27 protein-coding genes, 1 tRNA gene and 1 pseudogene are annotated in these 24,160 nt (G+C 68.9%); 17 read left to right on the top strand and 12 right to left on the bottom strand.

Annotation, left to right across the window (positions count from 1 at the left end; translation table 11 throughout):
• The first annotated feature begins 54 nt into the window (after positions 1-54).
• Both E3O60_RS04835 and E3O60_RS04830 read left to right on the top strand, forming a co-directional pair.
• Entirely contained in the window at positions 55-1,017 is a 963-nt protein-coding gene (locus E3O60_RS04835) for a cation diffusion facilitator family transporter (protein ID WP_088454958.1), read from the top strand.
• Positions 1,014-1,751, top strand: coding sequence for a glutamine amidotransferase (locus E3O60_RS04830; protein WP_088454957.1), 738 nt, complete (start codon positions 1,014-1,016; stop codon positions 1,749-1,751). The genes E3O60_RS04835 and E3O60_RS04830 overlap by 4 nt, the downstream gene beginning before the upstream one ends.
• Here the strand turns inward: E3O60_RS04830 and tadA are convergent.
• Complete coding sequence (gene tadA, locus E3O60_RS04825; RefSeq protein ID WP_255416762.1) at positions 1,693-2,187, bottom strand: tRNA adenosine(34) deaminase TadA; 495 nt, start codon at positions 2,185-2,187, stop codon at positions 1,693-1,695. The genes E3O60_RS04830 and tadA overlap by 59 nt on opposite strands.
• 63 nt (positions 2,188-2,250) lie before the next feature.
• Between tadA and upp the strand changes: the two genes are divergently transcribed.
• The 3 genes from upp (at position 2,251) to E3O60_RS04810 (ending at position 4,954) form a co-directional block, all read left to right on the top strand.
• The gene (gene upp, locus E3O60_RS04820; protein ID WP_088454956.1) at positions 2,251-2,883 is read left to right on the top strand and encodes a uracil phosphoribosyltransferase; all 633 of its coding nucleotides are present in this window, start codon (positions 2,251-2,253) and stop codon (positions 2,881-2,883) included.
• Between the two features lie 577 nt (positions 2,884-3,460).
• On the top strand, positions 3,461-4,171 hold the full coding sequence (locus E3O60_RS04815; RefSeq protein ID WP_103461993.1) for a winged helix-turn-helix domain-containing protein: 711 nt from the start codon (positions 3,461-3,463) through the stop codon (positions 4,169-4,171).
• Between the two features lie 381 nt (positions 4,172-4,552).
• Entirely contained in the window at positions 4,553-4,954 is a 402-nt protein-coding gene (locus E3O60_RS04810) for a RidA family protein (RefSeq protein ID WP_103461994.1), read from the top strand.
• A gap of 143 nt (positions 4,955-5,097) precedes the next feature.
• Here E3O60_RS04810 and E3O60_RS18835 read toward each other — a convergent pair.
• The 3 genes and pseudogenes from E3O60_RS18835 to E3O60_RS04795 all read right to left on the bottom strand — a co-directional run.
• Positions 5,098-5,460 (bottom strand): annotated as a pseudogene (locus E3O60_RS18835) (DedA family protein); the annotation flags it as partial.
• 271 nt (positions 5,461-5,731) lie between these two features.
• Entirely contained in the window at positions 5,732-6,424 is a 693-nt protein-coding gene (locus tag E3O60_RS04800; RefSeq protein ID WP_088454937.1) for a response regulator transcription factor, read from the bottom strand.
• The gene (locus tag E3O60_RS04795; protein WP_134497282.1) at positions 6,421-7,281 is read right to left on the bottom strand and encodes a sensor histidine kinase; all 861 of its coding nucleotides are present in this window, start codon (positions 7,279-7,281) and stop codon (positions 6,421-6,423) included. Before E3O60_RS04795 ends, E3O60_RS04800 begins: the two co-directional genes overlap by 4 nt.
• A gap of 161 nt (positions 7,282-7,442) precedes the next feature.
• Here E3O60_RS04795 and E3O60_RS04790 point away from each other — a divergent pair, with 161 nt between their 5' ends.
• From E3O60_RS04790 to E3O60_RS04780, 3 genes are read left to right on the top strand one after another with little or no spacing between them, the layout of a single operon-like run.
• Positions 7,443-8,150, top strand: coding sequence for an ABC transporter ATP-binding protein (locus E3O60_RS04790; RefSeq protein ID WP_088454935.1), 708 nt, complete (start codon positions 7,443-7,445; stop codon positions 8,148-8,150).
• Positions 8,147-8,950 carry a hypothetical protein gene (locus tag E3O60_RS04785; protein WP_088454934.1) on the top strand — a complete coding sequence of 268 codons (804 nt, stop codon included), beginning with the start codon at positions 8,147-8,149 and terminating at the stop codon, positions 8,948-8,950. The genes E3O60_RS04790 and E3O60_RS04785 overlap by 4 nt, the downstream gene beginning before the upstream one ends.
• Before the next feature lie 16 nt (positions 8,951-8,966).
• Entirely contained in the window at positions 8,967-9,701 is a 735-nt protein-coding gene (locus tag E3O60_RS04780) for an ABC transporter permease (protein ID WP_166788793.1), read from the top strand.
• Between the two features lie 11 nt (positions 9,702-9,712).
• On the opposite strand, the gene E3O60_RS04775 is transcribed toward E3O60_RS04780, so the two are convergent.
• Positions 9,713-10,654 (bottom strand): diacylglycerol kinase family protein, encoded by a 942-nt coding sequence (locus E3O60_RS04775; RefSeq protein WP_088454932.1) that lies wholly within the window; start codon positions 10,652-10,654, stop codon positions 9,713-9,715.
• A 129-nt stretch (positions 10,655-10,783) separates the two neighbouring features.
• On the opposite strand from E3O60_RS04775, the gene E3O60_RS04770 reads away from it, so the two are divergent.
• The 3 genes from E3O60_RS04770 (at position 10,784) to E3O60_RS04760 (ending at position 12,375) form a co-directional block, all read left to right on the top strand.
• Complete coding sequence (locus E3O60_RS04770) at positions 10,784-11,230, top strand: MarR family winged helix-turn-helix transcriptional regulator (RefSeq protein WP_088454931.1); 447 nt, start codon at positions 10,784-10,786, stop codon at positions 11,228-11,230.
• 245 nt (positions 11,231-11,475) lie between these two features.
• The gene (locus E3O60_RS04765; RefSeq protein WP_088454930.1) at positions 11,476-11,661 is read left to right on the top strand and encodes a DUF1918 domain-containing protein; all 186 of its coding nucleotides are present in this window, start codon (positions 11,476-11,478) and stop codon (positions 11,659-11,661) included.
• Between the two features lie 93 nt (positions 11,662-11,754).
• Positions 11,755-12,375, top strand: a complete 621-nt coding sequence (locus tag E3O60_RS04760; protein WP_240632333.1) for an NUDIX hydrolase — start codon at positions 11,755-11,757, stop codon at positions 12,373-12,375.
• 17 nt (positions 12,376-12,392) lie between these two features.
• Here E3O60_RS04760 and glsA read toward each other — a convergent pair whose 3' ends face one another.
• The 5 genes from glsA to E3O60_RS04735 form a co-directional block, all read right to left on the bottom strand.
• Positions 12,393-13,319 carry a glutaminase A gene (gene glsA / locus E3O60_RS04755; protein WP_088454929.1) on the bottom strand — a complete coding sequence of 309 codons (927 nt, stop codon included), beginning with the start codon at positions 13,317-13,319 and terminating at the stop codon, positions 12,393-12,395.
• Between the two features lie 65 nt (positions 13,320-13,384).
• A tRNA-Arg gene (locus tag E3O60_RS04750) sits at positions 13,385-13,457 on the bottom strand.
• A 43-nt stretch (positions 13,458-13,500) separates the two neighbouring features.
• Entirely contained in the window at positions 13,501-13,917 is a 417-nt protein-coding gene (locus E3O60_RS04745; RefSeq protein ID WP_134497280.1) for an MmcQ/YjbR family DNA-binding protein, read from the bottom strand.
• 2 nt (positions 13,918-13,919) lie between these two features.
• Positions 13,920-15,305, bottom strand: coding sequence for an MFS transporter (locus E3O60_RS04740; protein ID WP_240632332.1), 1,386 nt, complete (start codon positions 15,303-15,305; stop codon positions 13,920-13,922).
• A gap of 4 nt (positions 15,306-15,309) precedes the next feature.
• A complete protein-coding gene (locus E3O60_RS04735; RefSeq protein WP_088454926.1) occupies positions 15,310-15,897 on the bottom strand; it encodes a nucleoside deaminase in 588 nt (195 codons plus the stop codon).
• Positions 15,898-16,131: 234 nt separating this feature from the next.
• Between E3O60_RS04735 and E3O60_RS04730 the strand changes: the two genes are divergently transcribed.
• The 3 genes from E3O60_RS04730 to E3O60_RS04720 are packed head-to-tail and all read left to right on the top strand — an operon-like array spanning position 16,132 to position 19,739.
• A complete protein-coding gene (locus E3O60_RS04730; RefSeq protein WP_088454925.1) occupies positions 16,132-17,331 on the top strand; it encodes an MFS transporter in 1,200 nt (399 codons plus the stop codon).
• Positions 17,332-17,363: 32 nt separating this feature from the next.
• Positions 17,364-18,092: a flavodoxin family protein gene (locus E3O60_RS04725; protein ID WP_088454924.1), complete on the top strand. Its 729-nt coding sequence runs from the start codon at positions 17,364-17,366 to the stop codon at positions 18,090-18,092.
• Positions 18,093-18,149: 57 nt separating this feature from the next.
• Complete coding sequence (locus E3O60_RS04720) at positions 18,150-19,739, top strand: carboxylesterase/lipase family protein (RefSeq protein ID WP_103478753.1); 1,590 nt, start codon at positions 18,150-18,152, stop codon at positions 19,737-19,739.
• Between the two features lie 20 nt (positions 19,740-19,759).
• Here the strand turns inward: E3O60_RS04720 and E3O60_RS04715 are convergent, their stop codons facing one another.
• Positions 19,760-20,098 (bottom strand): helix-turn-helix domain-containing protein, encoded by a 339-nt coding sequence (locus E3O60_RS04715; RefSeq protein WP_240632463.1) that lies wholly within the window; start codon positions 20,096-20,098, stop codon positions 19,760-19,762.
• Between the two features lie 216 nt (positions 20,099-20,314).
• Here E3O60_RS04715 and E3O60_RS04710 point away from each other — a divergent pair, with 216 nt between their 5' ends.
• The 3 genes from E3O60_RS04710 to E3O60_RS04700 all read left to right on the top strand — a co-directional run bounded on the left by E3O60_RS04710 (position 20,315) and on the right by E3O60_RS04700 (position 23,643).
• A complete protein-coding gene (locus tag E3O60_RS04710; protein WP_088454921.1) occupies positions 20,315-21,169 on the top strand; it encodes an SDR family oxidoreductase in 855 nt (284 codons plus the stop codon).
• A gap of 122 nt (positions 21,170-21,291) precedes the next feature.
• Positions 21,292-21,789 carry an FBP domain-containing protein gene (locus E3O60_RS04705; RefSeq protein WP_088454920.1) on the top strand — a complete coding sequence of 166 codons (498 nt, stop codon included), beginning with the start codon at positions 21,292-21,294 and terminating at the stop codon, positions 21,787-21,789.
• Between the two features lie 87 nt (positions 21,790-21,876).
• Positions 21,877-23,643: a bifunctional diguanylate cyclase/phosphodiesterase gene (locus tag E3O60_RS04700; protein WP_088454919.1), complete on the top strand. Its 1,767-nt coding sequence runs from the start codon at positions 21,877-21,879 to the stop codon at positions 23,641-23,643.
• On the opposite strand, the gene E3O60_RS04695 is transcribed toward E3O60_RS04700, so the two are convergent.
• Complete coding sequence (locus tag E3O60_RS04695) at positions 23,630-24,151, bottom strand: metallophosphoesterase family protein (RefSeq protein WP_088454918.1); 522 nt, start codon at positions 24,149-24,151, stop codon at positions 23,630-23,632. The genes E3O60_RS04700 and E3O60_RS04695 overlap by 14 nt on opposite strands.
• Positions 24,152-24,160: the final 9 nt, after the last annotated feature.

Genomic DNA, 24,160 nt, shown 5'->3' with positions numbered 1-24,160 from the left:
CCTACCCGGGGCATCTGGCCGATCGAGAAGATGGACGGTTCTAGGATTGGTCGCATGAGCGCATCAGGCGGAAACAAGGCGATTGTGGCGGCGCTGCTCGCCAATCTCGGTATCGCGATCACCAAGTTCATCGCCTGGTTCGTCTCGGGGTCCTCCTCGATGCTGGCCGAGGGCGTGCACTCGCTCGCAGACTCTGGCAACCAGGTCTTGCTGCTGATCGGCGGACGCAAGTCGAAGAAGGCCGCCGACACCGAGCATCCGTTCGGCTACGGGCGTGAACGCTACGTGTACGCGTTCGTGGTGTCGATCATCCTGTTCTCCGTCGGCGGTGTGTTCTCGATCTACGAGGGCATCGAGAAACTCCAAAACCCGCACGAACTCGAGAACGCCTGGTTGCCGATCCTGGTGCTCCTGGTTGCGATCGGCCTGGAGTCGTTCTCGCTGCGCACCGCCGTGAAGGAGTCCAACCACACCCGCACGGGCGAGACCTGGGTGCAGTTCATTCGGCACGCCAAGGCCCCCGAGCTTCCCGTGGTGCTGCTCGAAGACGTTGCGGCGTTGACCGGCCTGACGCTGGCCCTGGGCGGCGTAGGCCTGACCGTGCTCACCGGCGACGCCACCTGGGACGCCGTCGGCACCCTCGCGATCGGCGTGCTGCTCGTGCTGGTGGCCATCGTCCTGGGCATCGAGACCAAGAGCCTGCTGGTGGGCGAGGGCGCCAGCGACAAGGATGTCGACGCCATCAAGGCCGCCATCCTGGCCGGCCCGGAGACCAAGAACCTCATCCACCTCAAGACCCTCTACCTGGGCCCGGACGAACTCCTCGTGGCCGCCAAGCTCTCCTTCGACTCCGCTCAGCGGTTCTCCGACGTGGCCGCCGGGATCGACACCATCGAGGCCCGCATCCGCGAGGCCGTGCCCAGCGCCAGGGTGGTATACCTCGAGCCCGACCTCTACATCGACCCGGCCACGGTCAACCCGCCCACCGACACGATCTTCATCAAGGGACGCGAATGAGCGCGAGCCGTATCGCCGTCGTCCTGCGGCACGCCGACGATATCCACCTGGGCAACCTGGAGCAGGTGCTTCTCGACCACGACTACACCGTGCACTACATCGACACCCTTGGCACCGACGGCGTGCGCGGCATCGACCCGGCCGCGGCCGACCTCCTGGTGGTGCTCGGCGGTGAGATGGGCGCATACGAGACCGAGAGTTATCCGGTGCTCACCGACGAGATCGACTTGCTCACCCGCCGGCTCGCCGCCCGCCGCCCGGTCTTCGGCGTCTGCCTGGGCGCCCAGCTGATGGCCAGCGCCCTCGGCTCCCCGGTCTACCGAGGCCAGAGCAACGAGATCGGTTTCCGCCTGGTGGAGCCCACCGAGGCCGGCCAGGCCTCCCCGCTCCGCCACGTCAGCGGCATCCCGATGATGCAGTGGCACAGTGACACCTTCGACCTGCCGGCGGGAACCATCCGCCTGGCCGGGTCGGCCGCCTACGGCAACGAGGCTTTCGCCATCGACGACTGGGCCCTGGCCGTGCAGTTCCACCCCGAGGTGACCGCGGAGATGCACGAGACCTGGCTGAGCTCCTCCGAGGCCGAGGTCCGCGCCGAGGGTCTGGAGCCCGACGCCCTGCGGCAGGAACGCGCCCAGCACTCCGCTGCCATGCAGCAGGCGTCCAGCGCGATGTTCAGCGAGTGGCTGTCGGCCCTGCCGGGCGACGCAGCGGGTCCTCAAAGAACTCGGTGAGCAGAAGGCCGCACTCGCCCTCGGCCACCCCGGACACCACCTCGACCCGGTGGTTGAGCCGTCGGTCCCGCAGCACGTCGTAGAGCGAGCCGGCGGCGCCGGCCTTGTCGTCCCAGGCCCCGAAGACCACGAGGGGGATGCGGGCCGCCACGATCGCGCCGGCGCACATCACACAGGGCTCCAGAGTCACCACGAGGGTGCAACCGGTCAGGTGCCAGTCCCCGGTGGCGGCTGCTGCCTCACGGATGGCGACAACCTCGGCGTGCAGGGTCGGGTCCTGGTGGAGTTCCCGTTCATTGCGTCCCCGACCGATCACCCGGCCGGCGGCGTCCAGCACGACAGCGCCGACCGGAACGTCGCCGCTGGCCAGGGCGCCGTGCGCTTCGTGCAGGGCCAGCCGCATCCAGGCCAGATGTTCCTCGCTCTGCCGCACCACCCCACCCCATTTCCGAGTAGCCCACGAGAGCCGGACACCCGTGTGAGCTAGTAGATTGAGCCTATGCGAGTCCACGTAGCCGACCATCCGCTCATCACCCACAAGCTCACGGTGCTGCGTGATCAGAGCACCTCGTCACCGATGTTCCGGGCGCTGGTGGAAGAGCTGATGACGCTGCTGGCCTACGAGGGCACTCGCGGCGTGCGCGTCGACGAGGTCACCGTGCAGACCCCGGTGGCTATCGCCCGCGGCGTCAAGATCAGCGACCCGAAGCCGCTCGTGGTGCCGATCCTCCGCGCGGGCCTGGGCATGCTCGAGGGCATGGTCAAGCTGCTCCCCACCGCTGAAGTGGGCTTCCTGGGCATGGCACGCAACGAAGAGACCCTGCAGCCGACCACCTATGCGGAGCGCCTGCCGGACGACCTGTCCGACCGTCAGTGTTTTGTGCTCGACCCGATGCTGGCGACCGGCGGCTCGCTGATCGCGGCCATCGAGTTCCTCTTCGACCGGGGCGCCGTCGATGTCACCGCCATCTGCATCCTGGCCGCCCCCGAGGGTCTCGCCGCCGTCGAGGCCGCTTTGGCCGGCCGTGAGGTCACCATCGTTCTGGGCGCCGTCGACGAACGCCTCGACGAGCACGGCTACATCGTGCCCGGCCTCGGCGACGCAGGCGACAGGCTCTACGGCCTGGTCTGATCCGGCCCGGTCTGTTCAACCGGCTGCGGGCATCGTCACATTCGGCGCGCCCGCAGTACGCAGATCCTGCGACGTGCGGCGCGCCGACCGCGGTTAGATTCACAAAACTTTGAAATAGTTCGTATCTCGGTGGATTTCTTTGATGGATCGCCGTTTCGTGCGAGATCCTACGAACTCGTACAGCCCCTCGTGAACCTGATGCAGGCCACCGGGCACTTTCCGCCGTCACTGAATTGACACAACTTGTCACAGTCGGCTTTACTCACACTCATGACTTCCACCACACGCATCCCGACCTCCGCCGAGGCTTTGGGGACTGCCGGCATGATGATGCCCGGCAGTGTTATGGCGTGTTGCCGAATGTGCCGCTAGACCAGACAGGCACTCTCGCCGAGTCACCCGCCCCTCACCCGCTGATCTGCAGCCGCTGAGGACGCCGCCACTGCGGCAGGGAGACTCCAGGGCCCTCGCTACCGAGGCCGCCCGCTCCACCGGCCGCTCAGGCCGCCCTTTCTCGAACCCATGAGCGCGGATGCGCCGGGTTCCCTGCGCATCATCACCCCCAAGGATTCCGATCATGTCACTCGCACACATCGACTCAGCCCGCTCCGTCCAGTCCTACCGCCCCGAGCTCACCCTGGCCCCGGCGCCCGCACCGGCCGCACCGCGCATCCGCGCCGTACCCGACGGCAGCCAGGCCCGTGGCTTCGTGCTCTACGTCGGTATCGATGAGGCCAAGGCCGCCGCAGCGGGCACGAGCCTGCACCGCATCGTCGAGGAACTCAAGAAGCTGACCCAGGCGATCGCCCCCTCGTCCGAGACTCACGCCGCCGTGGCCCTGGCTCCCGACGGCGTCGGCGGCCGGGACGTGGACGTCGTGCGCCTGGCCCTGCAGGACCCGGCCGCCCTCGCCAAGCGCCGCACCACGGCCGACGACGCCGACCGGGCGCCCGGCGGCGTGGTCGTTGACATCTCCCGCAAGCGCGTGATCCTCGACAACGAGACCGCCGCGCTCACCTACAAGGAGTTCGAGCTGCTGCAGTACCTGGTGCTGCGCGAGGGCCGCACCATCGAGCGCGCCGAGCTCATCGCCAAGCTGTGGGACGCCGAGAGCGAAGAGGATGCGCCCAACGAGCGCACCATCGACGTGCACGTGCGTCGTCTGCGCGCCAAGCTGGGCCGCTACGAAGACATCGTGCGCACTGTGCGCGGCGTGGGCTACCGCTTCGACCGTCACGCCGACGTGTCGATCCGCCAGGCCAGCACGCCCAGCCCCGACCGCTTCTAACCGTCGCCGGCAGCTGGGTCGCACCCGCTCGTTTGCCGAGGTCGACCCGCGAGGTCTCTCCACGCTCGAGCAACGGGCGCACTCACCGGCCGTTAACGTGATTGAGGGCCGGTCGTAGAGGCAAACGACCGACCCTCTTCCCTTGCACCAAGAGTGTCCTGCAATCACATTCGCATCTTCCGCCACAGCAAACGGTTGACGCACTACGAATATATAACGAAGAGGTAACGGAGCGCCAGTTATCCAATCGTTATTTTCCTGCGAGTTCACAGTGCGTTCGCGTGGATCGCGATAAATGCCCCCTGCGTGCCGGCAGGCTGCGCGTCCGCCCTCGCGGTTGCGGGCGTAGCGTGTCGTCCAGGAAGAATCGGAGGAAACACCGTGGACATCATCCGCTTGCAACCCGCCGGACTCGTCAAGAGTCCGGCGTTCAGTCACGTCGCGATCGTTCCCGCGGGAGCCACGACCATCTATGTGGGCGGTCAGAACGGCGTTGACGACACCGGCACTGTCATCTCCGCGGATATCGCCGAGCAAACCAGCCGGGCGGTCGACAACGTCGTTGTCGCGCTCGGAGCGGCCGGCGCATCCCTCGTCGACGTCGTGCAGTGGACTGTACTAATCGCCGCGGATGCCGATCTCGGCGCCGCCTACGGCGCCATCGCGCCGCGGCTCGTCGGGCCCGGTGTCCCACCGCTGGTGACCGCGGCACGGGTGGCGGGACTGGGAGTACCGGGAGCCCTCATCGAAGTAAGCGTGATCGCGGCCAAACTGCCGTCATAGGACCGGCGGTCACGCGACCGACGGGCCCTTCGGACCACCAGGTCGATGATCACGCCTCCCGCGAGCGCGACCGCGACCGCTACCACGGCGCCCAGCACCGGTTGATCCCGTAACCAGGCGCCGGCGAAGACGCCGACGAGGACCGAGTAGCCGGCCCATGCCACCCCAGACACGGCGCTGAGCGGCACGAAACGGCGTCGGGCGAACCCGCTCGAGCCGGCCATGACGTTCACCGCAACCCGGCCGACGGGCACGAATCGAGCCGTGAGGATGACGGACGCCGCACGCCGGTCGAGGGCGCGGCGCGCACGATCGAGCAGCCGGGACGCTCTCGGCCCGCGTGTCCAACGGAAGCGTTCGAGGTCGACCCGGCGGCCGAGGGAGAACGCCAAGTTGTCACCGACGAACGACCCGATGGCCGCCACCAGGAACACCGCCCAGGGGTTCGGGGTCCCGGTGGCAACCCCGATCGCGGCGACGGCCACCACGACGGGCTCACTGGGCATGGGCGGAAAGAACCCGTCGAGTGCCACGAGCAGCAGAACCACGACGAGCACGAAGGGGGATGCCGCCCAGGAAAGTATGAGCTCGTTGAGCGTCTCCACAAGGATCCGATCTGCCGGGAAGGCCACCTCAGCGCGATGGCGGTGAGGCGGGACTTCGTCTGTCTCCGACGCTACGGAAGCGCTCCAGCACGCACCATCGAGCTGGCTCCCGTACTCGCAGGCGGGCTAACCCCACCATCGCCGCCCGAGGGAGTTGTCTAACGGGTGACTCCTAGAGCCTCCTCGGCAGCACGAGCCCGTTGTCGTAGGCGGCGATGACCAGCTGCGCGCGGTCCCGCGCGGTTAGTTTGCTCAGCAGGTGCGAGATGTGTGATTTCACCGTCTTGACCGAAATTGTGAGGTGCACGGCCAACTGGTCGTTGGAGAGACCCCGACCGATCAACCCCAGGACTTCGACCTCGCGGTCGGTGAGTGCGGCTGCCGCTCCGCGCTTGGCCGCTGCTCCCGCGGCTTCGGGCGCGCGGTTCAGGTAGTGCGCCACGAGCCGGGTGAGAACAGACGGGGCGAAGAGCGCCTCGCCCGTGCTGGTGCGGACGATGGCGTCGATGAGATCGCCCGGCTTGCTGTCCTTGAGCACAAAGCCGCTTGCTCCGGCCCGCAACGCGTCAAACACGTATTCGTCGAGCTCGAACATACTCAGCATCAGCACCCGGGCGCCGCGGAGAGCGGGGTTCGAGCAGATTCGTCTGGTGGCCTCGATGCCGTCCAGCCGGGGCATGCGCACGTCCATGAGGATCACGTCGGGGAGGGTGGCCTCAGCGACGTCGACGGCCTCGAACCCGTCACCCGCCTCGCCGACGACCAGGAGTCCGGCCGCGGCGTTGATGACCTGGGCAAGACTACGGCGCAGGAGCAGCTGGTCGTCGACCAGGACCACCCTGATGGGCCGGGCGGGCGCGGTCATGGTTCGTCCCGGTCGGGCAGCCGGGCCTCGAGGCGGAATCCGCGCCCGTGTGGTTCGGCCACCAGAGTGCCGCCGAGGCTCTGGGTGCGTTCCCGGAGCCCGACGAGCCCCTGCCCTGCACCCGGGACAGCCAGCCATGCTGGTGTGGACCCCACATCGGTCACCGTCAGCGTGATGACGGATCCGCTGCGAACCAGCCGCACCCGGACGGCCGTCGGCCCGGAGTGCCGGAGGGTGTTGGCGAGTGCTTCGCGCACGATGACGATGATCGCGAGCTGCACGCCCGGCGACACGTCGCCGAGGTTTCCACCGTCGAACTCGACGGCCAGGCCGTTTCGGGTCGCTCCGGCGATGAGTCCGGGCAGGGATTCGAGGCTGTCCACCGGCAGCCGCGGCGCGGGGTCGTCGGTGCGGCGCAGCACCCCGAGCATGCGGCGCAATTCCACCGTCGCTTCCCGGCTGGCCGTCTCGATGTCCCCCAGCGCCTGCAACAGGGTGGCACGGCTCTCACCGTGGTCGTCGAGGTGCTTGGCGGTGGCCGCGCGAACGGTGATCAGGCCCAGCCCGTGCGAGACGATGTCGTGCAGGTCACGGGCAATCTGGAGGCGTTCGACCGCCACAGCGCTCGCCGCTGCCCACTCGGTGAGCGCGGCCTCGTGGGCATCGCGCTCGGCGCGAAGGGTGACAAGTGCCCACACCGAAATCGTCACGGTGGCGGCGATGATCCCAATCGGGAGGCTGACCGCGAGCGCGCCCGTCACACCGAATGTGGCGGAGACGAGGAGCACGGCTGTCAATGCGGCGATCGCGAGAGGCGCCGCCCGGGATCGCCGTGCCGGACGCTCCCCCAGTGTCATGCGCCCGAGTCTACTGAGCGGCCGAGTCGGGGGCATCGGACCCAGGTCTGACAGTCCTGGGCCCGCCGGCAGCTGCACAGCGCCGCCCTGGGTCGGATGCGTGCCGCGCTGAGGCCCACTTCACTGGAAGGACCGGCCGTTCCCCGGGCAGAGAGGCAGGCATGATCAGCATCGAGCACATCCACAAATCGCATGGTCGACGGGAGGTGCTTCACGGCATCAGCTTCCAGGCCCGGCCCGCTCGGGTCACCGCGTTCCTCGGCCCGAACGGCGCCGGGAAGAGCTCGGCGTTGAGAATCCTGCTCGGTCTGGACCGGGCCTCATCCGGTCTCGCGCTGATCGACGGAAAACGCTACCGCGACCTCGACCGCCCCATGAGGACGGTGGGTGCGATGTTCGACGGCCCGGGTGCCAGTGCCGGGCGCTCCGCACGGGACCATCTCCGGTGGATGTGCACGAGCAATGGCATCGCGCCGAGCCGGGTGCCGGAGGTGCTCGCGATCGTGGGGCTTGAGCGCCACGCAAAGGACAAGGTCGGCACGTTCTCGCTCGGAATGGGGCAGCGGCTGGGGATCGCGTCTGCGCTCCTCGGATCACCGGCGACCCTGGTGCTCGACGAGCCCACGAACGGCCTCGACCCCGACGGGCTGCGTTGGCTGCGGTCATTCCTGAGAGGCCAGGCCAACGCCGGGCACACGGTTCTGGTGTCCAGCCACCTCATCACGGAGATGGCCGATCTCGCGGACGACGTGGTGGTCATCAACGACGGGAGCATCGTTGCAACCGGGAGTGTCGCCGCCGTGCGCGGCAGCCGGCCCTCTCTGGAACACGCGTACTTCGCCCTGACCGACCCCGGTCTCCTCCCGTGAACGGCCTTCTCCTGGGGGCGTCCGGGAACCGGGTCGGGGCCGAGGTGGTCAAATTCACCACAACCACGGCACTGTGGATGCTGCCCGTGCTGACCATCGCCCTCACCGGTTCGTTGACCTACCTCGCGGGCCGCTCGGAGGTGGCGGCAACCGGGGGCGACCTGGCCGGGGCAACCTCGGCGACCAACCCGCAGCTGTACTCCGCTCAGCCGTTGCCCGTGGAGTATCAGGGGTTCGACATGATGAACATCGGGCTCATCCTGATGATCGCGCTCGGCGCACTGTATGCCGGCAGCGAGTACCGTACCGGGCTGCTCCGCAGCTCCCTCATCGCTGACCCGCACCGGCTCCGACTCTTCGCCACCCGGACTGCGGTTCTCGCTCTCGTGGTCGCGGTGACCGCCAGCGCGGCGATGGGTGGCGGCACCGTGCTCCGGCACCTCGCGCTCGGCGACCAGGGTCTGGACCCGCTGGCCTTTCCGCCGCTCGTGTGGCGAAACATCGCCGGCGTCGCACTGACCTGGACGGCACTCGCCCTGCTGGCGTTCGCGATCGGCGTGCTGGCCCGCAACGCGATCCTGCCGCTGGTCGTCATCGTGCCGCTGTCGGTAGGCCTGGGCGACTTTCTCACCACCCTGTGGGCACCCGCACGATTCGTCCCGCCGGCCGCCGGCGCCAGCCTGTACACGCCGGCGGACGGCACCCACCTTGGCGCAGCGGCCGGCGCGATCGTGCTGGTCGCGTGGGTTGTCGCTAGCCTCACACTGGCCGGGATCGTGTTCCGGCGCCGTGATGCGTAGCCGGGGCGGAGCGCTCATGTATCGAGCGATCGCCGCGGAGCTGACGAAGATCCGCACGCTCCCCGCCGCCCTGGTGACGATCAGCGCCGCCCTCGTGCTGCCGCCGGCGCTGTCTTTCGCGATGGGGCTGAATGTCGCCGCCTCCCGCTCACCGGCCGCGACCGGCGACGACACGGGCGGGTTCGAGGTCGCCGGCTTCGGCCAACCGCTCGTCATCCTGCTCGCTGCACTCATCGTCGGCTGCGAGTACCAGAACGGTCTGCTTCGCAGTTCCCAGCTGGCCGTCCCGAACCGGCTGCGGCTCCTGGGCGCGAAGGCGATCGTCGTCGCCGCCCTCGCCTTCCTGCTGGCGGTCGTCGCCGTCGGGTTGGGCGTCGCCGTGCGTCAGGTATCGACCGGGGGAGCGGGCATCGCCGAGCTGGAGCTCACCCCGGCGATGACGCTGAACCTGCTCATGGTCGGCCTGAACTGGACCTGCATCAGCCTCATCTCGGCCGCGCTTACGGTTCTCGCCAGGTCCATCCTGCTTCCGGTGATCGTCCTAATCCCCCTGGTCCTGGGGCTCGGGGTGGCGCTGGTCGGTCTGCTCCCCTGGCTGAAGTTCACCCCCGACCTCGCGGGGCTGCAACTCATCTCGCGGTACCCGGGCATGGGGCTGCTTGAGCCACTCCCCGGCGGTGTCGTCATGGTCGCCTGGGTCGTCCTGCTCCTGGCTCCCGCGTTCGTGCTCTTCGGTCGTCGGGATGCCTGATCCGGAGCCGCTCAGCGCCGGCCGAGCCTGGCGGGAACGGGCAGCCGCACGACCAGGGCGCCAGGATCAACACTGAACCGACCGGCACGGGTCTCGCCGACCGGGTCACCGTCAATCTCGGCGAGCACCGGGCGGTCGAGCTGAAACCCGAAGTCGCGACCCGACCATTGGCGCAGCGATGCGGCCCCGTTGCGGATCCGCGCGGCGACCTCGACCGCCACGCCCAGCCAACCGGCAACGACGTTGGGCCGCAGCACCACCAGGTCCAGTCGTTCATCGTCAACCTTCGCGCCGGTGGCGAGTTCGATATTGGCCACCACCGAGCTGCAGTTGCAGGCCAACACCATGAGGCACTCGTGGCTCGTATGCTCCTCACCGTCGACAGACAGGGTCACCCCGAATCCCTCGCGGAACATCGTCGCTCCACCGGCGACGACATAGGCGCCCCAGCCCACCTTCTTCTTGAGGCCATCATCGGTCTGCGCCATGATGTCGGCGTCCAGGCCGACTCCGCCCATGACGACGAACACCCGTTCTTCGCCATCGTCGAAGGTAGCCAGTCCCACGTCGATGGCGTGGTTCTGCCCCAGGAACGCGATCTCCAGGGCGTCGTCGAGAGAATCGACCGGGATGCCCAGGTTGCGGGCGAGCAGGTTTCCCGTGCCGCTGGGGAGCAGACCGCACGGCACCGAGGTGCCGCGCAACACGCCCGCTGCCGCCCGCACCGTGCCGTCGCCGCCCATGACGCAGACGAGGTCCGGGGCAAGCGCCAGTGCCGACCGGGCCGCGGCGACGCCCGAATCATCCCTGTTCGTCTCGAACCACAGGGGGTCATCCCAGCCGAGGCGGCTCGCGGCGGCGCCAACCCGAGCCTTCGTTTCCTCAAGATCCGGGAACTTGCTCGGATTGATGACGACGGCGACGGACGGGGTTCGACTTCGCGAGGCATCCATACGCGCACTATAGAACGGTCCGGCCGCACGGGCGGCAATGCGCGATCGACCGGGCTAGGCTGCCGGGGACGCCGCGCCGATCCCATATTGTTGAACACGGGATGCCCGGGGGCACGGTGAGGAGGCAACATGGTCGATCGTGCAATAGCCGTCGGCGCGTGGGAGTCGCTGTTTCGCGCCCAGGTCGCCATCATGCGCAGCCTGGCCGAGGACTTCCCGTCCCGCGAGATCTCCTTCAACGAGTACGACGTGATGTTCAATCTGTCCCGCCAGCCCGAACGCAGCATCCGGTTGCGGGAGTTGAACAAGCATGTGTTGCTCACCCAGCCCAGCGTGAGCCGGCTGGTGGACCGCCTGGCGTCCAGGGGCTACGTGCTCAAGCACGCCGACCCCGACGACGGTCGCGGCGCCATCGTGCAGCTGACGGATGCCGGCTTCGCGCTCTTTCGGCGGGTGGCGCTGGACCACATGGGCTCGATCAGCACGCGGGTGGGCGACAGCCTGAGCGACGATGAACTCCTGCAGCTCACCGCCCTGTGCGACCGGCTACGGCTGGGACCGGACCAGCCGGTCTGAGCCGCCGCGGGTGGCGGCGAGGCAAGGGCCCTACCCCTCACCTCGCCGTGGCACTCCCTTGCAGGACTGCCATCTCGGCCAGACGACCCGAACGCTGCCTGACTGAGAATCCGGGTGGCGCGTTGGACAAAACTAAGGTTAGCTCAGTTTTGTGCCCGCTGCGGCGCTGCGGGAATCTCGCCGAGCGCCACCGCCCCTGTGCAGGCGGAGGCCGCAAGCGTAATCTGCCCGACAGGAGGTGCGTTATGCGCGCAGCAGAGAACGACCGGATCATCATCCGCGGCAAAACCGATTCAACGCCTGACCGGCACGGCACCATTCGCGAGGTCCGCGGCCCCGAGGGCGAGCCGCCCTACCTGGTCTCCTTCGACGACGGTCACGAGACCCTGGTCTTCCCCGGCACCGACTTCGTGGTCGAGCACGCCCGCTGACCGGCGCAACCGTTGCCGCAGCGGATAACTGCGCCTGGCGTACCGGGCGCAGTTGTCCGCACGGGCACCAGTTGCCGGCGGCTACCCTCAGGTATGCCCGATCCCGACCTCCGCTCCCCCGCCACCGATCCGGCCGGCGGACCCGTCGCCGCGCGCGCTGACGATCTGATCGACCGGCTCCGGGCCTGGATGCCGCTCGCACCCGGGCAGGCCGTGCTGCGGGACGAGTACCTCGGGTTCGTCCTCGGCTCGCCCGAGGCGGCGCTGGAACGCCACGGCGGACCCGAACACGTCACCGGGAGCTGCTTCGTCTTCACCCCCGACCTGGCGCAGGTGCTGCTGTGCTTTCACAAGAAGGGCCGGTTCTGGGTGCAATTGGGCGGTCACGTCGAGGCGGCCGACGGCTCCGTTGTCGACACCGCCCTCAGGGAAGCCCGCGAGGAATGCGGAATCGACGACCTCGATCCGGTCGGCGGCGGCATCCTGGATCTGGACCGGCACAACCTGGGTGACGGCTTCAGCTGCCGTACGCACTGGGACGTGGGCTTTGCGGCGATCGCCAGACCGGAGGCCGCCCCGGTGGCGAGCGATGAAAGCGACGATGTCGCGTGGTGGCCGGTGGATGCGCTGCCGCAGAACGTTCCCCCGCAGTTCGCGCTCCGCCTGGCCGGTGTGCTCGCCGAGCTCGGCAACCAGGAGCGGGCGACGCACTAAGCCCCGACCGGGGGCGGTCAGCCGAAGGCGTGGAGGCCGAGGTCGACGCTGAGCCGATCGCTCACGAGACGCCCGCGCACACTGGTGCCCTGCGCGTCCAGCGGCGGGCTGACCACGGCGGCGCCGAGCCGGCCGGGTGCTGCCAGCACGATGGCGCCGGAGACGCTCGACTTCGCCGGAATCCCGACGCTTTGCATCCACCGGCCCGACCCGTCGTAGACCCCGCAGGTGGCCATCACCGACACGACGTCGCGGGCGATCCCGGCCGGCACCACCCGCTCGCCGGTAACGGGGTTCACGCCCCGGCAGGCCAAGGTCGCGCCCATCACCGCGAGGGCCCGGGCGTCGACGAGCACGGCGCAGGCCCTGGCGTACACTTCCACGGCGTCGTCGGCACTGACCCGCAGGGTGCCCTCCGACCGCATCAGGTGCGCCAGAGCGTGGTTGCGGTCGCCGAGTAGGTGTTCGGTGCGGGCGATGCCCTCGTCCACCTCGAGCGGGCGCCCGGCGAATGCCGACAGGCCCCGCAGGATGCGGTCGTTCCGGGCGGCGACGTCGTCACCGTCGACGAGGGCGGCGGTGAGCAGCGCCCCGGCGTTGACCATGGGATTCGGTGGGCGGCCGGTGCCGCTTTCGAGCTTGATGGCGTCGAAGGCCTCACCGGTCGGTTCGATGCCGATGCGATCAAACGCTTCTCCGTGGGTATCCAGCAGGGCCAGGGCGAAGAGGAAGGGCTTTACGGCCGACTGCACACTGAAGAGCACGTCGGCCTGTGCACTGCTCCGCACGGTGCCGTCCGGCAGCACGAGCGCGATTCCGCACAACCCCGGGTCGGCGTCGGCCAACTGAGGGATGCTGTCATCGACCGCTCCCCCGGCTTCGGAGACCACCCGGTCACGGAGCGAATCGAGGTCGTACGTGCGAGGGTCCGAGGAGCGGCTCATCAACCCATCCTGTCACGGCCGGAAACGACGAAAGCGGCCCACCGAAGTGAACCGCTTTCAATCTGTGCGCCCGAAGGGATTCGAACCCCCAACCTTCTGATCCGTAGTCAGATGCTCTATCCGTTGAGCTACGGGCGCAGTGATGAATTCGGGACCGAAACCCTCGAAGACAACTTAGAAACTATAACAGATATTTTGAGCCCTCTGGTGCGCCTAGGGCCCTCCAGCTGTCCAATTGCGCCAGTTGGCGCTTCAGGGCGACCTGTCGATACGAGGTATCCACCAGTTCCGCCAACTCCACCCAGTCGGTCCGGGGTGAATCGAAGTCGATGGCGAGCCAGCCGGCCGGGCCGAAATAGGGCGGGATGAAGAAGCGCGCATCCTGCACGAGGGCCCGCCGCTCCTCGGGGTCGGGCTTGAAGACCATGCTGTGCGGCCGGTCCATGCTCGCACCGACGGTGACGAAGATCTTCTTGCCGGCACGGAAGGTGGGCCGCCCCCAGGCGAGCACCTCGACGGCCTCGGGGAAGGCCAGGCACAGGGCGCGCAGGCGCTCCAACGCGGCATCCGGTTCGTCGAAGAGCAGCGGATGCTCCATGACTACCCGGGCTCCCCGACAGCCGCGACCGGCGCATCCGTTGTGGGCACGGCCGTGCGGATACCCAGCCAGGAAACGATGCCGCCCGCGAACATCAACGCGGCCACCAGCATCATCGCGCGCTGGAAGCCGGCGACATCCAGCGCAGACCCGACGATGGTGCCGGTCAGGGCGATCGCGACGAGGCCGGCGACGCGGGCCACGGCGTTGTTGATCGCCGAACCGATGCCCGCCTGGCCGGAGTGGATGGAGCCGAGCACGGCCGAGGTGAGCGGCGCCACCGTGATCGCCAGGCCGAGTCCCACCAGCACAATTCCCGGCAGCACCTGCAGGGCGAAGTTGACCGGCGGTACCGCCGTGGTCACCAGCAGGAAGCCGGCACCGGCCACGAACGGGCCGATCGTCATGAACAGCCGCGGCCCGTGTTTACCGGCCAAGGTGCCGAAGAGGGTGGCGAAGAGCAGCATCATCACGGTGGCCGGGATGCCGGCGAGCCCCGCGAGGGTGGCGGAGAAACCGCCGACCTCCTGGAGGTAGAGGGCGAAGAGGAAGAAGCCCAGGTTGAGCGCGGCGTAGATCCCGACGGTGGCGATGTTGCCCACGGCGAAGTTGCGCACCCTGAAGAGGCCCAGCGGCATCATCGGCTGCGGGGCCCGCGCCTCCCACCAGAGGAAGGCTGCGAACGCGATCAGGCCGATGGCCATCGGGAGGTAGACGACGGGGCTGCCCCAGCCGAACCGGCCCTTTTCGATCAGGGCGAAGACCGGCCCGCCCAGCCCCACCACGGCCAGGCAGGCGCCGAGCACGTCGACGCGGGCGCCTACGGCAGGCCGGGTCGGTTCCTGAACGCGGCGTAGCAGGAACATCGTGACGGCGATCGGAATGACGTTGATGAAGAAGACCAGCCGCCAACTCACCGCATCCACCAGGATGCCGCCGAGCAACGGGCCGGCGATGCCGGCGACCCCGGTCCAGCCGGTCCAGGCGCCGATGGCCTTGCCCTGCGCGACACCGCGGAAGGTGGAGGTGATCAGGGCCAGCGAACTGGGAACCAGCAGCGCCGCCGCCACCCCCTGAAGCAGTCGGGCGATGACGAGGAGGACTCCGGTGGGCGCCAATCCGCAGGCCAGGGAGGTGATCCCGAACCAGATCAGGCCCGCGCGCAGCACCCGCACCCGGCCGAAGGTATCGGAGAGCGACCCGGCCACCAGGATCAGCGCGCCCAGGCTGAGCAGGTAACCGTCGACCACCCACTGCTGCAGCGGCAGGCCGCCGCCGAGTTCCCTGGAGATGGCCGGCAGAGCGACGTTGATGATCGAGCCGTCCAGGAACGCCACGAATGACGACAGGATGGCCACAATCAGAATGCGCCGTTGGCTGGAGGTCACCCGATCAGTCAACACCACCGCGCGCGTTGTACACCAGCACATCCGCCGCGCCGTACTCCCGGAACACCCGTAGCGCCTCGTCGCGGCCGATGTCCTGCACCACGGTGATGCCACGGGCCTCGAATTGCTCCGCCCAGTCCTCACGCATCGGGCCCTCATCGAAGCCGGTCAGAGTTTCCAGCTCGGCGCCGGAGCCGGCCACGACCAGTCGGCGCACCCCCGACCACATCGTTGCGCCGTAACACATCACGCAGGGGCGCCAGTTGACCACGAGTTCCAGGGGACGGGCCGGATCGGCGCCAAGGTCCCAAGAGCCTGTCGCACGTTGCGCCAGCCCGAGGGCCATGACCTCGGCATGAGCTCCGGCCACGCCGGTGGACAGCACCACGTTCACCCCGACCGACACGAGCTCGCCCGTACCGGCATCGACGACGATGGCGGCAAACGGTCCGCCGTTGCCCTCCCGGTAGTTCCGTGCGGCGAGCGAATTCACCAGGGCCATCCGCTCGTCCAGGGTCGGCAGCGTCTGCGGGAGTCCGGGCATGAGCTCGGTCAACCATGACGGCAGTGCCAGGGTGAATGTGGTTTCCATAGGGACCTTCCGTCAGAGGCGCCGCACCGCGCGAAGCCGAGACCCCACAGCGTACGAGGCGGATGTTTCCGGCAGGTTATGCCGCCGAGCCCCGCTCTCGGCGTTGTTTCCACCGACATCTCCACTGCAACCGCCGAACACGGCTGCACCCTGATAACCTCCGGGCACCGCCCTGTGCACCGATGCGCCATTGTCCTCGTGCGGCCCGACCACCGACGATCTGGAGCCGACCGCATGAGCGCACCGACCACCATCCGCCCCGTGGTCGGCATCCGTCGTTCCCGGGTGGCGGTGAGCGCCAGCTACGCCGCGCAGGGCTTCGGCTACGCGGTGGTCGTCACCTCGCTGCCCAACCTGAAGACCCGGTACGGCATCGACGACACCGTGGTGTCGCTCATCGTTCTGCTGGTCTGCCTCACAGCGGCCGGCGGTTCGCTGCTGGCCGATCGACTCGCGGTGCGCTGGGGCAGCAGGGTGGCCCTGGTGGTGGGACTGCTCCTCGAGGCCGTGGCCCTGCCGCTGATCGCCTCCCCGGTGGGGCTGCCCGCGTTTATCGCCGCGTTCGCGATCTACGGCGCGGGCCTGGGCATCGTCGATGCCGCCGGCGCCATGCAGGGCGTGCTGGTGCAGCAGCGCATCGGCGTCTCCGTGATGGCCGGATTCTTCGCCTGGTACACCGGCGCCGCCATCGCCGGCGCCCTGCTGATGTCGGCCGTTGCCGGCACCGCGGCCAACGCCGGCATCGCCCTGGTTGCGGGCGCCGTCGTCGCCCTCGCCGTCGCCGTCGTGGGTCTGCGCGGCTTCGACCCGCGGCGTACCAAGCTTCCACCGGCCCCGAATGCGGCCCCGCACGGCAAGCTGCCTCGCCGCGGCATCGTGTTGTTCGGCACCGTGGTGCTGGCCGCCTTCGTGGTGGACTCCGCCGTGAGCACTTGGAGCACGGTGTACCTGCACGATGTGCTTCTCACCGGCGCCGCGATCGCTCCGCTCGGCTACGCCGCCTACCAGGCCGCCATCCTGGTCACCCGCATCGGCGCCGACGTGCTGGTGCGCCGGTTCGGCCGGGTCGTGTTGGCCGCCTGCACCACGGTGCTGGCGATCCTCGGCTGCCTGGTCGTGGCGACGGTGCCCGTCACCTGGGCCGCCGTGGCCGGCTTCGCCCTGGCCGGTTTCGGGGTCGGTGCCCTGGTGCCGCTGGCATTCAGCGCGGCGGGCGAGCTGCACGAGGCCCGCAGCGACGAGGTGATCGCCAGGGTCAACCTGTTCAACTACGCCGGGGCGGTGCTCGGCGCCGTGCTGGTGGGTCTCCTCGCCGACTCCACCGGGCTCGCCCAGGCGTTCCTGCTGCCGATGGCGCTGCTCATCCCGGTGCTGTTCCTGGCCCGGCGGTTCGCGCCGCGCCCGGCCCGCACTTCCGCGCAGAGACCGGGCTAGACGATGCGCGGGCCAGGTGCTTGACTGCCCCCATGGTGCACACGCTCAGAAACACGCAGGCCTCGTTCGAATATCAGGGCCTGCGCGCCCTGTTCATCAACTGCACCCTCAAGCGCAGCCCGGAGATCAGCAACACCCAGGGCATCATTTCCCTCAGCGCACACCTCATGCGCGAGCAGGGTGTGCACGTCGAGGTCATCCGCGCCATCGATCACGACATCGCCACCGGCGTCTACCCCGACATGACCGAGCACGGCTGGGCGACGGATGCCTGGCCGGCCCTGTTCGACAAGGTCGCGGCCGCCGACATCCTCGTGCTCGGCGGGCCCATCTGGCTCGGCGACAACAGCTCGGTCACCAAACGGGTCATCGAACGGCTTTACGCGATGTCGTCCGAGTACAACGACAAGGGCCAGTACATCTACTACGGCAAGGTGGGTGGCGCCATCATCACCGGCAACGAGGACGGCGTGAAGCACTGCTCGTCCAACATCCTGTACAGCCTGCAGCACATCGGCTACACGATCCCGCCCGCAGCGGATGCCGGCTGGATCGGCGAGATCGGTCCAGGGCCGAGCTACCTGGATGCGGGCTCCGGCGGCCCTGACAACGAGTTCACCAACCGCAACACCACGTTCATGACCTGGAACCTGATGCACCTGGCCGCGATTCTCAAGGCCAACCGCGGCATCCCCGCTTACGGCAACCTGCGACAGGAGTGGGACGCCGGCGAACGCTTCGGGTTCGAACCGAATTCGTAAGTACCGCTAGGGCACGACAGGCCCCGAGCACGCGAACCGGGGCAGGAGGGACACACGATGCTCCGCCCTCTGCCGGACAACGCCCCGGCGCACCAGTCACCGTCCGCATTCCGGCCCTGGCCCCTGGAGGTTCTCGTCGCCGGCGGCCTGGTTCGGGGCAGCCTCCCCGTCGCGGGGGTGCAGACCTGGCGCGGAATCCCCTACGCGGCCCCGCCGGTCGGGCCGCTGCGGTTCCGCGCACCCCAGCGGGTGATCCCGTGGGCGGGCGTCCGCGACGCCGGCAGCTACGGCCCCGTCGCCCCGCAAGACCGGGGCACCCAGTTCAAGGGCGTCAGCCGCCGCACCCGCATGGGCGAGGACTGTCTCAGCCTGAACGTGCAGCGGCCCGCCGACCGGCCGGACGAGGCCGATCTGCCGGTGATGGTCTTCATCCACGGCGGCGGCTACGCCTCCGGTTCCTCACAAGACTTCACGGAACGCAGCCAGACCATCGTGCGGAGCGGCCGCACCGTCTACGTCGCCCTCAACTACCGGCTGGGCGCCCTCGGCTACCTCGACTTCAGTCGGTTCAGCACCCCCAACCGTCCCTTTGAGAGCAATCTCGGGCTGCGGGACCAGGTGGCCGCCCTGGAATGGGTGCGGGACAACATCCGGTCGTTCGGCGGCGACCCGCACAACGTCACCGTGATCGGCGAGTCTGCCGGCGGCAATGCCGTGGTGACGCTGCTCGCGACGCCCGCAGCCCGTGGACTGTTCGCCAGGGCGATCGCCCAGAGCCCGCCGTCGAACGCGGCGTACTCCCCCGCGTTGGCCGGCCGCTGGGCCTCCGAGTTCATCGAGGTGCTGCGGCAGGGCCGCGCGCCGGAGCTGGCCGGCGGCCGGCGGCCCGCCGCCGAATTGCTGGACACCGCCACGTGGCCCGCCCTGGTCCGTGCCGCCCTCGTGCTGCAACGACGCACCCCGGATGTCGACCCGGGCACCTTCTGCATGGCCCCCGTCGTCGACGGGAGTTTTTTGCCCGAACGCCCCCTCGACGCTTTCCGCCAGGGGCACGCTCATCCGGTGCCGCTGATCATCGGCACCAACGACAGGGAGGGCTCGATGTTCCGCGGCCGGATCGACATCTTGCCGCGGTCGATCCAGCGCATCCAGTCGCTCTTCGACGAGGCCCCGCCCGGCTCCCATCAGGACATGCGGGCGGTGTATTCCGCCCTGCCTGCCCTGCGCGCCGAAGTGGACTTCAGCGGCGACTATGCGTTCTGGTTTCCCAGCGTGCAGGTTGCCGAGCTGCACTCCCGGTCGGCACCGGTTTACCTCTACCGCTTCGACCTGGCTCCCCGGCTGTTACGCCTCCTCGGCTTCGACGCCACGCACGGACTCGAACTGCTCGCCCTCTCCACGTCGGCCACCGACAGTCAGCTGCGCAAACTCACGGCCCTGGGCGGCCGGGCGAGTTTTCTGCGCACCGGCGACCGGATGCGCGAGCACTGGCTGCATTTTGCGGCCACCGGCCTCACCGGGCCGGGCTGGCCGGTCTACACCGAGGGCGATCGCCTGACCCTCATTTTCGACGAGGAGGACCGGGTGGAATCCGACCCCCGCGGCGAGCGCCGGATGGCCTGGCTGCAGTTCCTGCCCAACCTGTAGCCGCCGCCGACCCCGCCGGCTCAGCGACCGCCCACGATGTCGCCGGCGTTCACGCCCACCCAGCGCACCAGCGGCAGGAGATGAGCGGCGAGCTCTTGGCCACGGTCGGTGAGGCTGTAGTCCACCCGGGGCGGGATGGTGGGCTGCGCGTCGCGGTGCACGAGACCGTCGGCCTCGAGGGTGCGCAGGGTCTGCGCGAGCATCTTCTCGCTGATGCCCTCGATACCACGACGCAGTTCGCCCCAGCGCAGGCTGGTCTCGGTGAGCGCCACGATCACAAGCACGCCCCACTTGCTGGTGACGTGGTCCAGCACCACCCGGCTGGCGCAGCCGGCCGCGAAAACGTTCGCCGCCGGCATCCCGGCCCCGGCCGGTGCCGGATCGCCGACCAGCTGGGCAAGGCGCTCCCGCACGACTGCGTCGGCGGTGGACGGGGCGGCCGGGGTGGACAGTGCAGCGGTCATAGAAACTAGCTTACCTAAAGGTGGGTACCTGCGGTTGGGAAGTATTGGGCGGGCCGGCGGGTTGCACCGACCAGAAGGCACGCATCTTGCGGGTCGCGAAGGGAACATCCAATGTCTATCGTCGTCACCGGAGCCACCGGCCAGCTCGGGCACCTCATCGTCGAGCACCTCATCAACCGCGGCGTCACCCCGGCCGAGATCACCGCCGTCGGCCGGAACACAGCGCGTCTGGCCGACCTGGCCGGGATGGGCGTGGCCACGGCGGTCATCGACTACGCCGAGCCGGCCAGCCTGGCCGCCGCGTTCACCGGCGCCGACGTGTTGATGCTCGTCTCCGGCAGCGAGGTGGGGCAGCGTGTCGCGCAGCACAGCAACGCCATCACCGCCGCGGTCGCCGCCGGAGTGGGCCGCATCGTGTACACGAGCGCCCCGAAGGCCGACACCTCGGCCCTGATCCTCGCCCCCGAGCACAAGGCCACCGAGGAGGCCCTGCTGGCATCCGGCGTTCCGTTCACGATCCTCCGCAACGGTTGGTACACCGAGAACTACGCGGCCTCCGTGCAGCAGGCCCGGGAGACGGGCGTCTACCTCACCAGCACCGGTGCGGGCCGGGTGGCCAGCGCCTCGCGCAGCGACTACGCCGAAGCCGCAGCCGTGGTGCTCACCACCCCCGGCCACGAGAACGCCGTCTATGAGCTCGCCGGAGACATCGCCTGGACCGGCACCGACATGGCTGCCGCCCTCACCGAGGTCGTCGGCCGCCCTGTCGTCTTCACCCCGGTCTCCCCAGAGGAGCACACGGCCATCCTCACCGGCGCCGGCCTGGACGGCGGCACCGTCGGCTTTGTGGTGGCCCTGGACGGCAACACCCGCGACGGCCTGCTGGCCGGCGGGTCGAGCGACCTGGCCACCCTGATCGGCCACCCCACCACTCCGTTGCTGGACGGTCTGCGCGCGGTCGCGTAACCCCCTGCGGCGGTGTTGCCGCCGCTCTGAGCCTCCGTCCCCGGCGCACCCTGCGCCGGGGGCGGAGCCATTGAGCCCGCCGGAGGCCTCGACTACGCTGTACGGATTATCGGAGGGAGATCATGAAACCGCTTTCTGCTACCGAGATCCGGGATTCCATCGTGAACGCCACCACCGACGAGATCGCCCGGATGCCGCTCCCCGGGCTGCACGAAACCATCTGGGACGAACGTGAGTATCTGGGTTGGCGTGACCCGCAGGCCGCACACCGCGGCTACATCGTGTTCTGGCGGGGCGATGCTCCATTGGGCATGATGCTGCGGGCCGCGGCGCGGGGGCCCGGTCGGTCGATGTCTGCGTTCTGTTCGCTGTGCCGCACGCAGCAGCCGGCGCACCAGGTGAGCCTGTTCAGCGTGCCCAAGGCCGGCCAGGCCGGTCGGGACGGCAACACCGTCGGAACCTACATTTGCTCCGACCTGGCCTGCTCCACGCTCATCCGCATCCTGCCGCCACCGTCGCAAATGCAACCCAACCCCGCCGAGATGATCACCTCCAGGGGTGCCGGGTTGCTGGCCCGTCTCGAGGGGTTCACGAACGAGGTCCTCAAACCGGCGGAGTAGTCGCGTGTCACGTCTTCGGGGGGCGGCGGGGTAGATTATACACAACCCGGCGATGACGCCGACAACTGTGGGGCAGGGGGTGGGTGAATGGCGCGCTCTGCGCAACGTCTGGCCGCGGGCTACCGCCCCGGGCTCTTCAACGCCAACGAGTCGGCGGGCCTCCTGCTCGGCGTGGCTCAGGCCGGCTTCGGCCTGCCCCTGCTCCTGTACGCCTGGTACAAGTGGGTGCAGAACGATGAACCGATGCTCGTGCTCCTGTGCGTCGGAGCAGTCCTCATCGTCACGGGAGCGCTCTCCGCCGGGTTCCGCACCAGGATGCGGGTGCCGCTGCGCCATCTCGCCTTGTGCTGGATAGGCGTCATGGACCTGCTCTGCCAGGCGGCCACCGGCGCCGAGCCGGTCACCCTCACCTTCGCCTGGACCCCCAGCATGCTGGCGTTGGTCGCATTCGCGGTGCTCCCCGCCGCGCAATCCCTGATCTATCCGGCGGTCTTCATCCCCCTGTCGCTCATCGTGCTTGCGGTGCAACCTGGCGCCGACCCGGCGGATGTCGCCATGTCGTCGCTCCTCATGCTGGCGACCGGCCTGGGGCTCACCTGGTTCGCCCGCAGCGCCCTCCTCGCGGAGACAGATGAGCTCACCGGCATCCACAATTTCGCCGGATTCGAACAGGTGCTCAGCGCCGCCATGCGGGACGCCGCTCCCACCGAGCCGCTCTCCCTGGTGCGACTGGATATCAACGAATTCGCCCTGGTGAACAGGCGACGTGGCCGGGAGGGCGGCGACCTGGCCATCATGAAGTTCGTCGCCGATGTGGTCAAGGCTCTCCCGAGTGCGGCGACCATGGGCCGCGTGGAGGGCGATGCGTTTGCGATCCTGCTGCCCGGGTTCACCGCCGGCGACGCCTGCGACCTGATGGTGCGGGTGCAAGTCCAGGTGGCCAAGTTCTCAGCCGGCATCTCAGCCAGGGAGGGCAGCGAGTCCGAGAGCGAGCTCTTCGGCCGGGCCGGCAAGGCGCTCTTCGAGGCCCAGCGCGTGGGAGGCCACGGCAAGATGATCATCCACGGCGGCTACTACGCCTCCCCGGCAGCCGTGCTGGACGGCCTGCGGAACGGCGAGTTCTTTCTGCGCTTCCAGGCCGTGGTCGACCTGGCCACCGGCGCCGCAATCGGCGCAGAGGCCCTGGTGCGTTGGCAACACCCCACCAGGGGGCTGGTGCCCCCCGCCGAGTTCATCCCGCTCTGCGAGGCGAGCGGGTCCATCGTGGTCCTCGGGGAGTGGGTCGTCCGCGAGTCGGTCGCGGAGGCAGCACGCTGGCGCCGGCTGCGTGGGGAGGACGACCCGGTGAGCGTGGCGATCAACGCCTCGGCGCGCGAACTGACCTCGGCCGGCTACGGAGAGTTTGTTCTCACCGAGTGCGCCAATGTGGGTCTGCCGGCCGCCCTGGTGCACATCGAGGTGACCGAGACCCACTTCGGCAGCGATGCCGCGGCCGTTCGCGACAACATCCGGGTGCTGCGCGGCGCCGGAGTGATCATTTCGATGGACGATTTCGGCACCGGCCACTCCAGCCTGTCCAGGCTCACCGAGATCGAACTCGACGTGATCAAGATCGACCAGTCCTTCGTGGCCGTGATCGAGACCGAACGGGAATCCCCCGTCGCGGAACTGACGATAAAACTGGCGGCGACCCTCGGACTGCAGGTGATCGCCGAGGGTGTCGAAACCGAGACGCAAGCTGAGTGGCTGCGGGAGCGCGGTTGCCTGCTCGCGCAGGGCTACCTGTATTCGCGGCCCGTGGCCGCCGACGAGTTCGTGGCCAGGTTCCTCGTCCAGCCCGTTACCCGCGCCTGACCTCGTCCGGCAGAACCGGCACGAGGGTGACGTCGGTGAGCTGCCCGTTGTCGGCAACAGCCGTCAGGTAGGTGTGTGCCGGTTGCCGCCGGCGGTCAGTCGGCGACCCCGGGTTCAGCAGCCGCAGACCCCGGGGCGACACGCTGTCCCAGGGGATGTGGCTGTGCCCGAAGACGAGCACATCGGTGTCCGGAAAGGCCTCGTCCATGCGCTTCTGGCGCCCTGTGGCGGCACCGGTTTCGTGGATCATCGCAAAGCGGACGCCCTCGATGGTGTCCCGGGCGATCTCCGGCAGCACACGGCGCAGGTCGGCGCCGTCGTTGTTGCCGAACACGCCCAACAGCGCCGGTGCCCGGCGGGTCAGCTCCTCGTACAGGCTGAGGTCGACCCAGTCCCCGGCGTGCAGCACGAGGTCGGCCTCGTCGACAGCCCGCCAGACCTGCTCGGGCAGCCGCCGGGCTCGCTGGGGAACGTGCGTATCGGAGATCAGCAGAAGTCTGGTGGCCATGCCCCATTC

Source organism: Cryobacterium sp. TMB1-7 (genome assembly GCF_004402435.1).
Classification (GTDB): Bacteria; Actinomycetota; Actinomycetes; order Actinomycetales; family Microbacteriaceae; genus Cryobacterium; species Cryobacterium zongtaii.
This window is presented reverse-complemented; position numbering and strand designations above follow the sequence as displayed.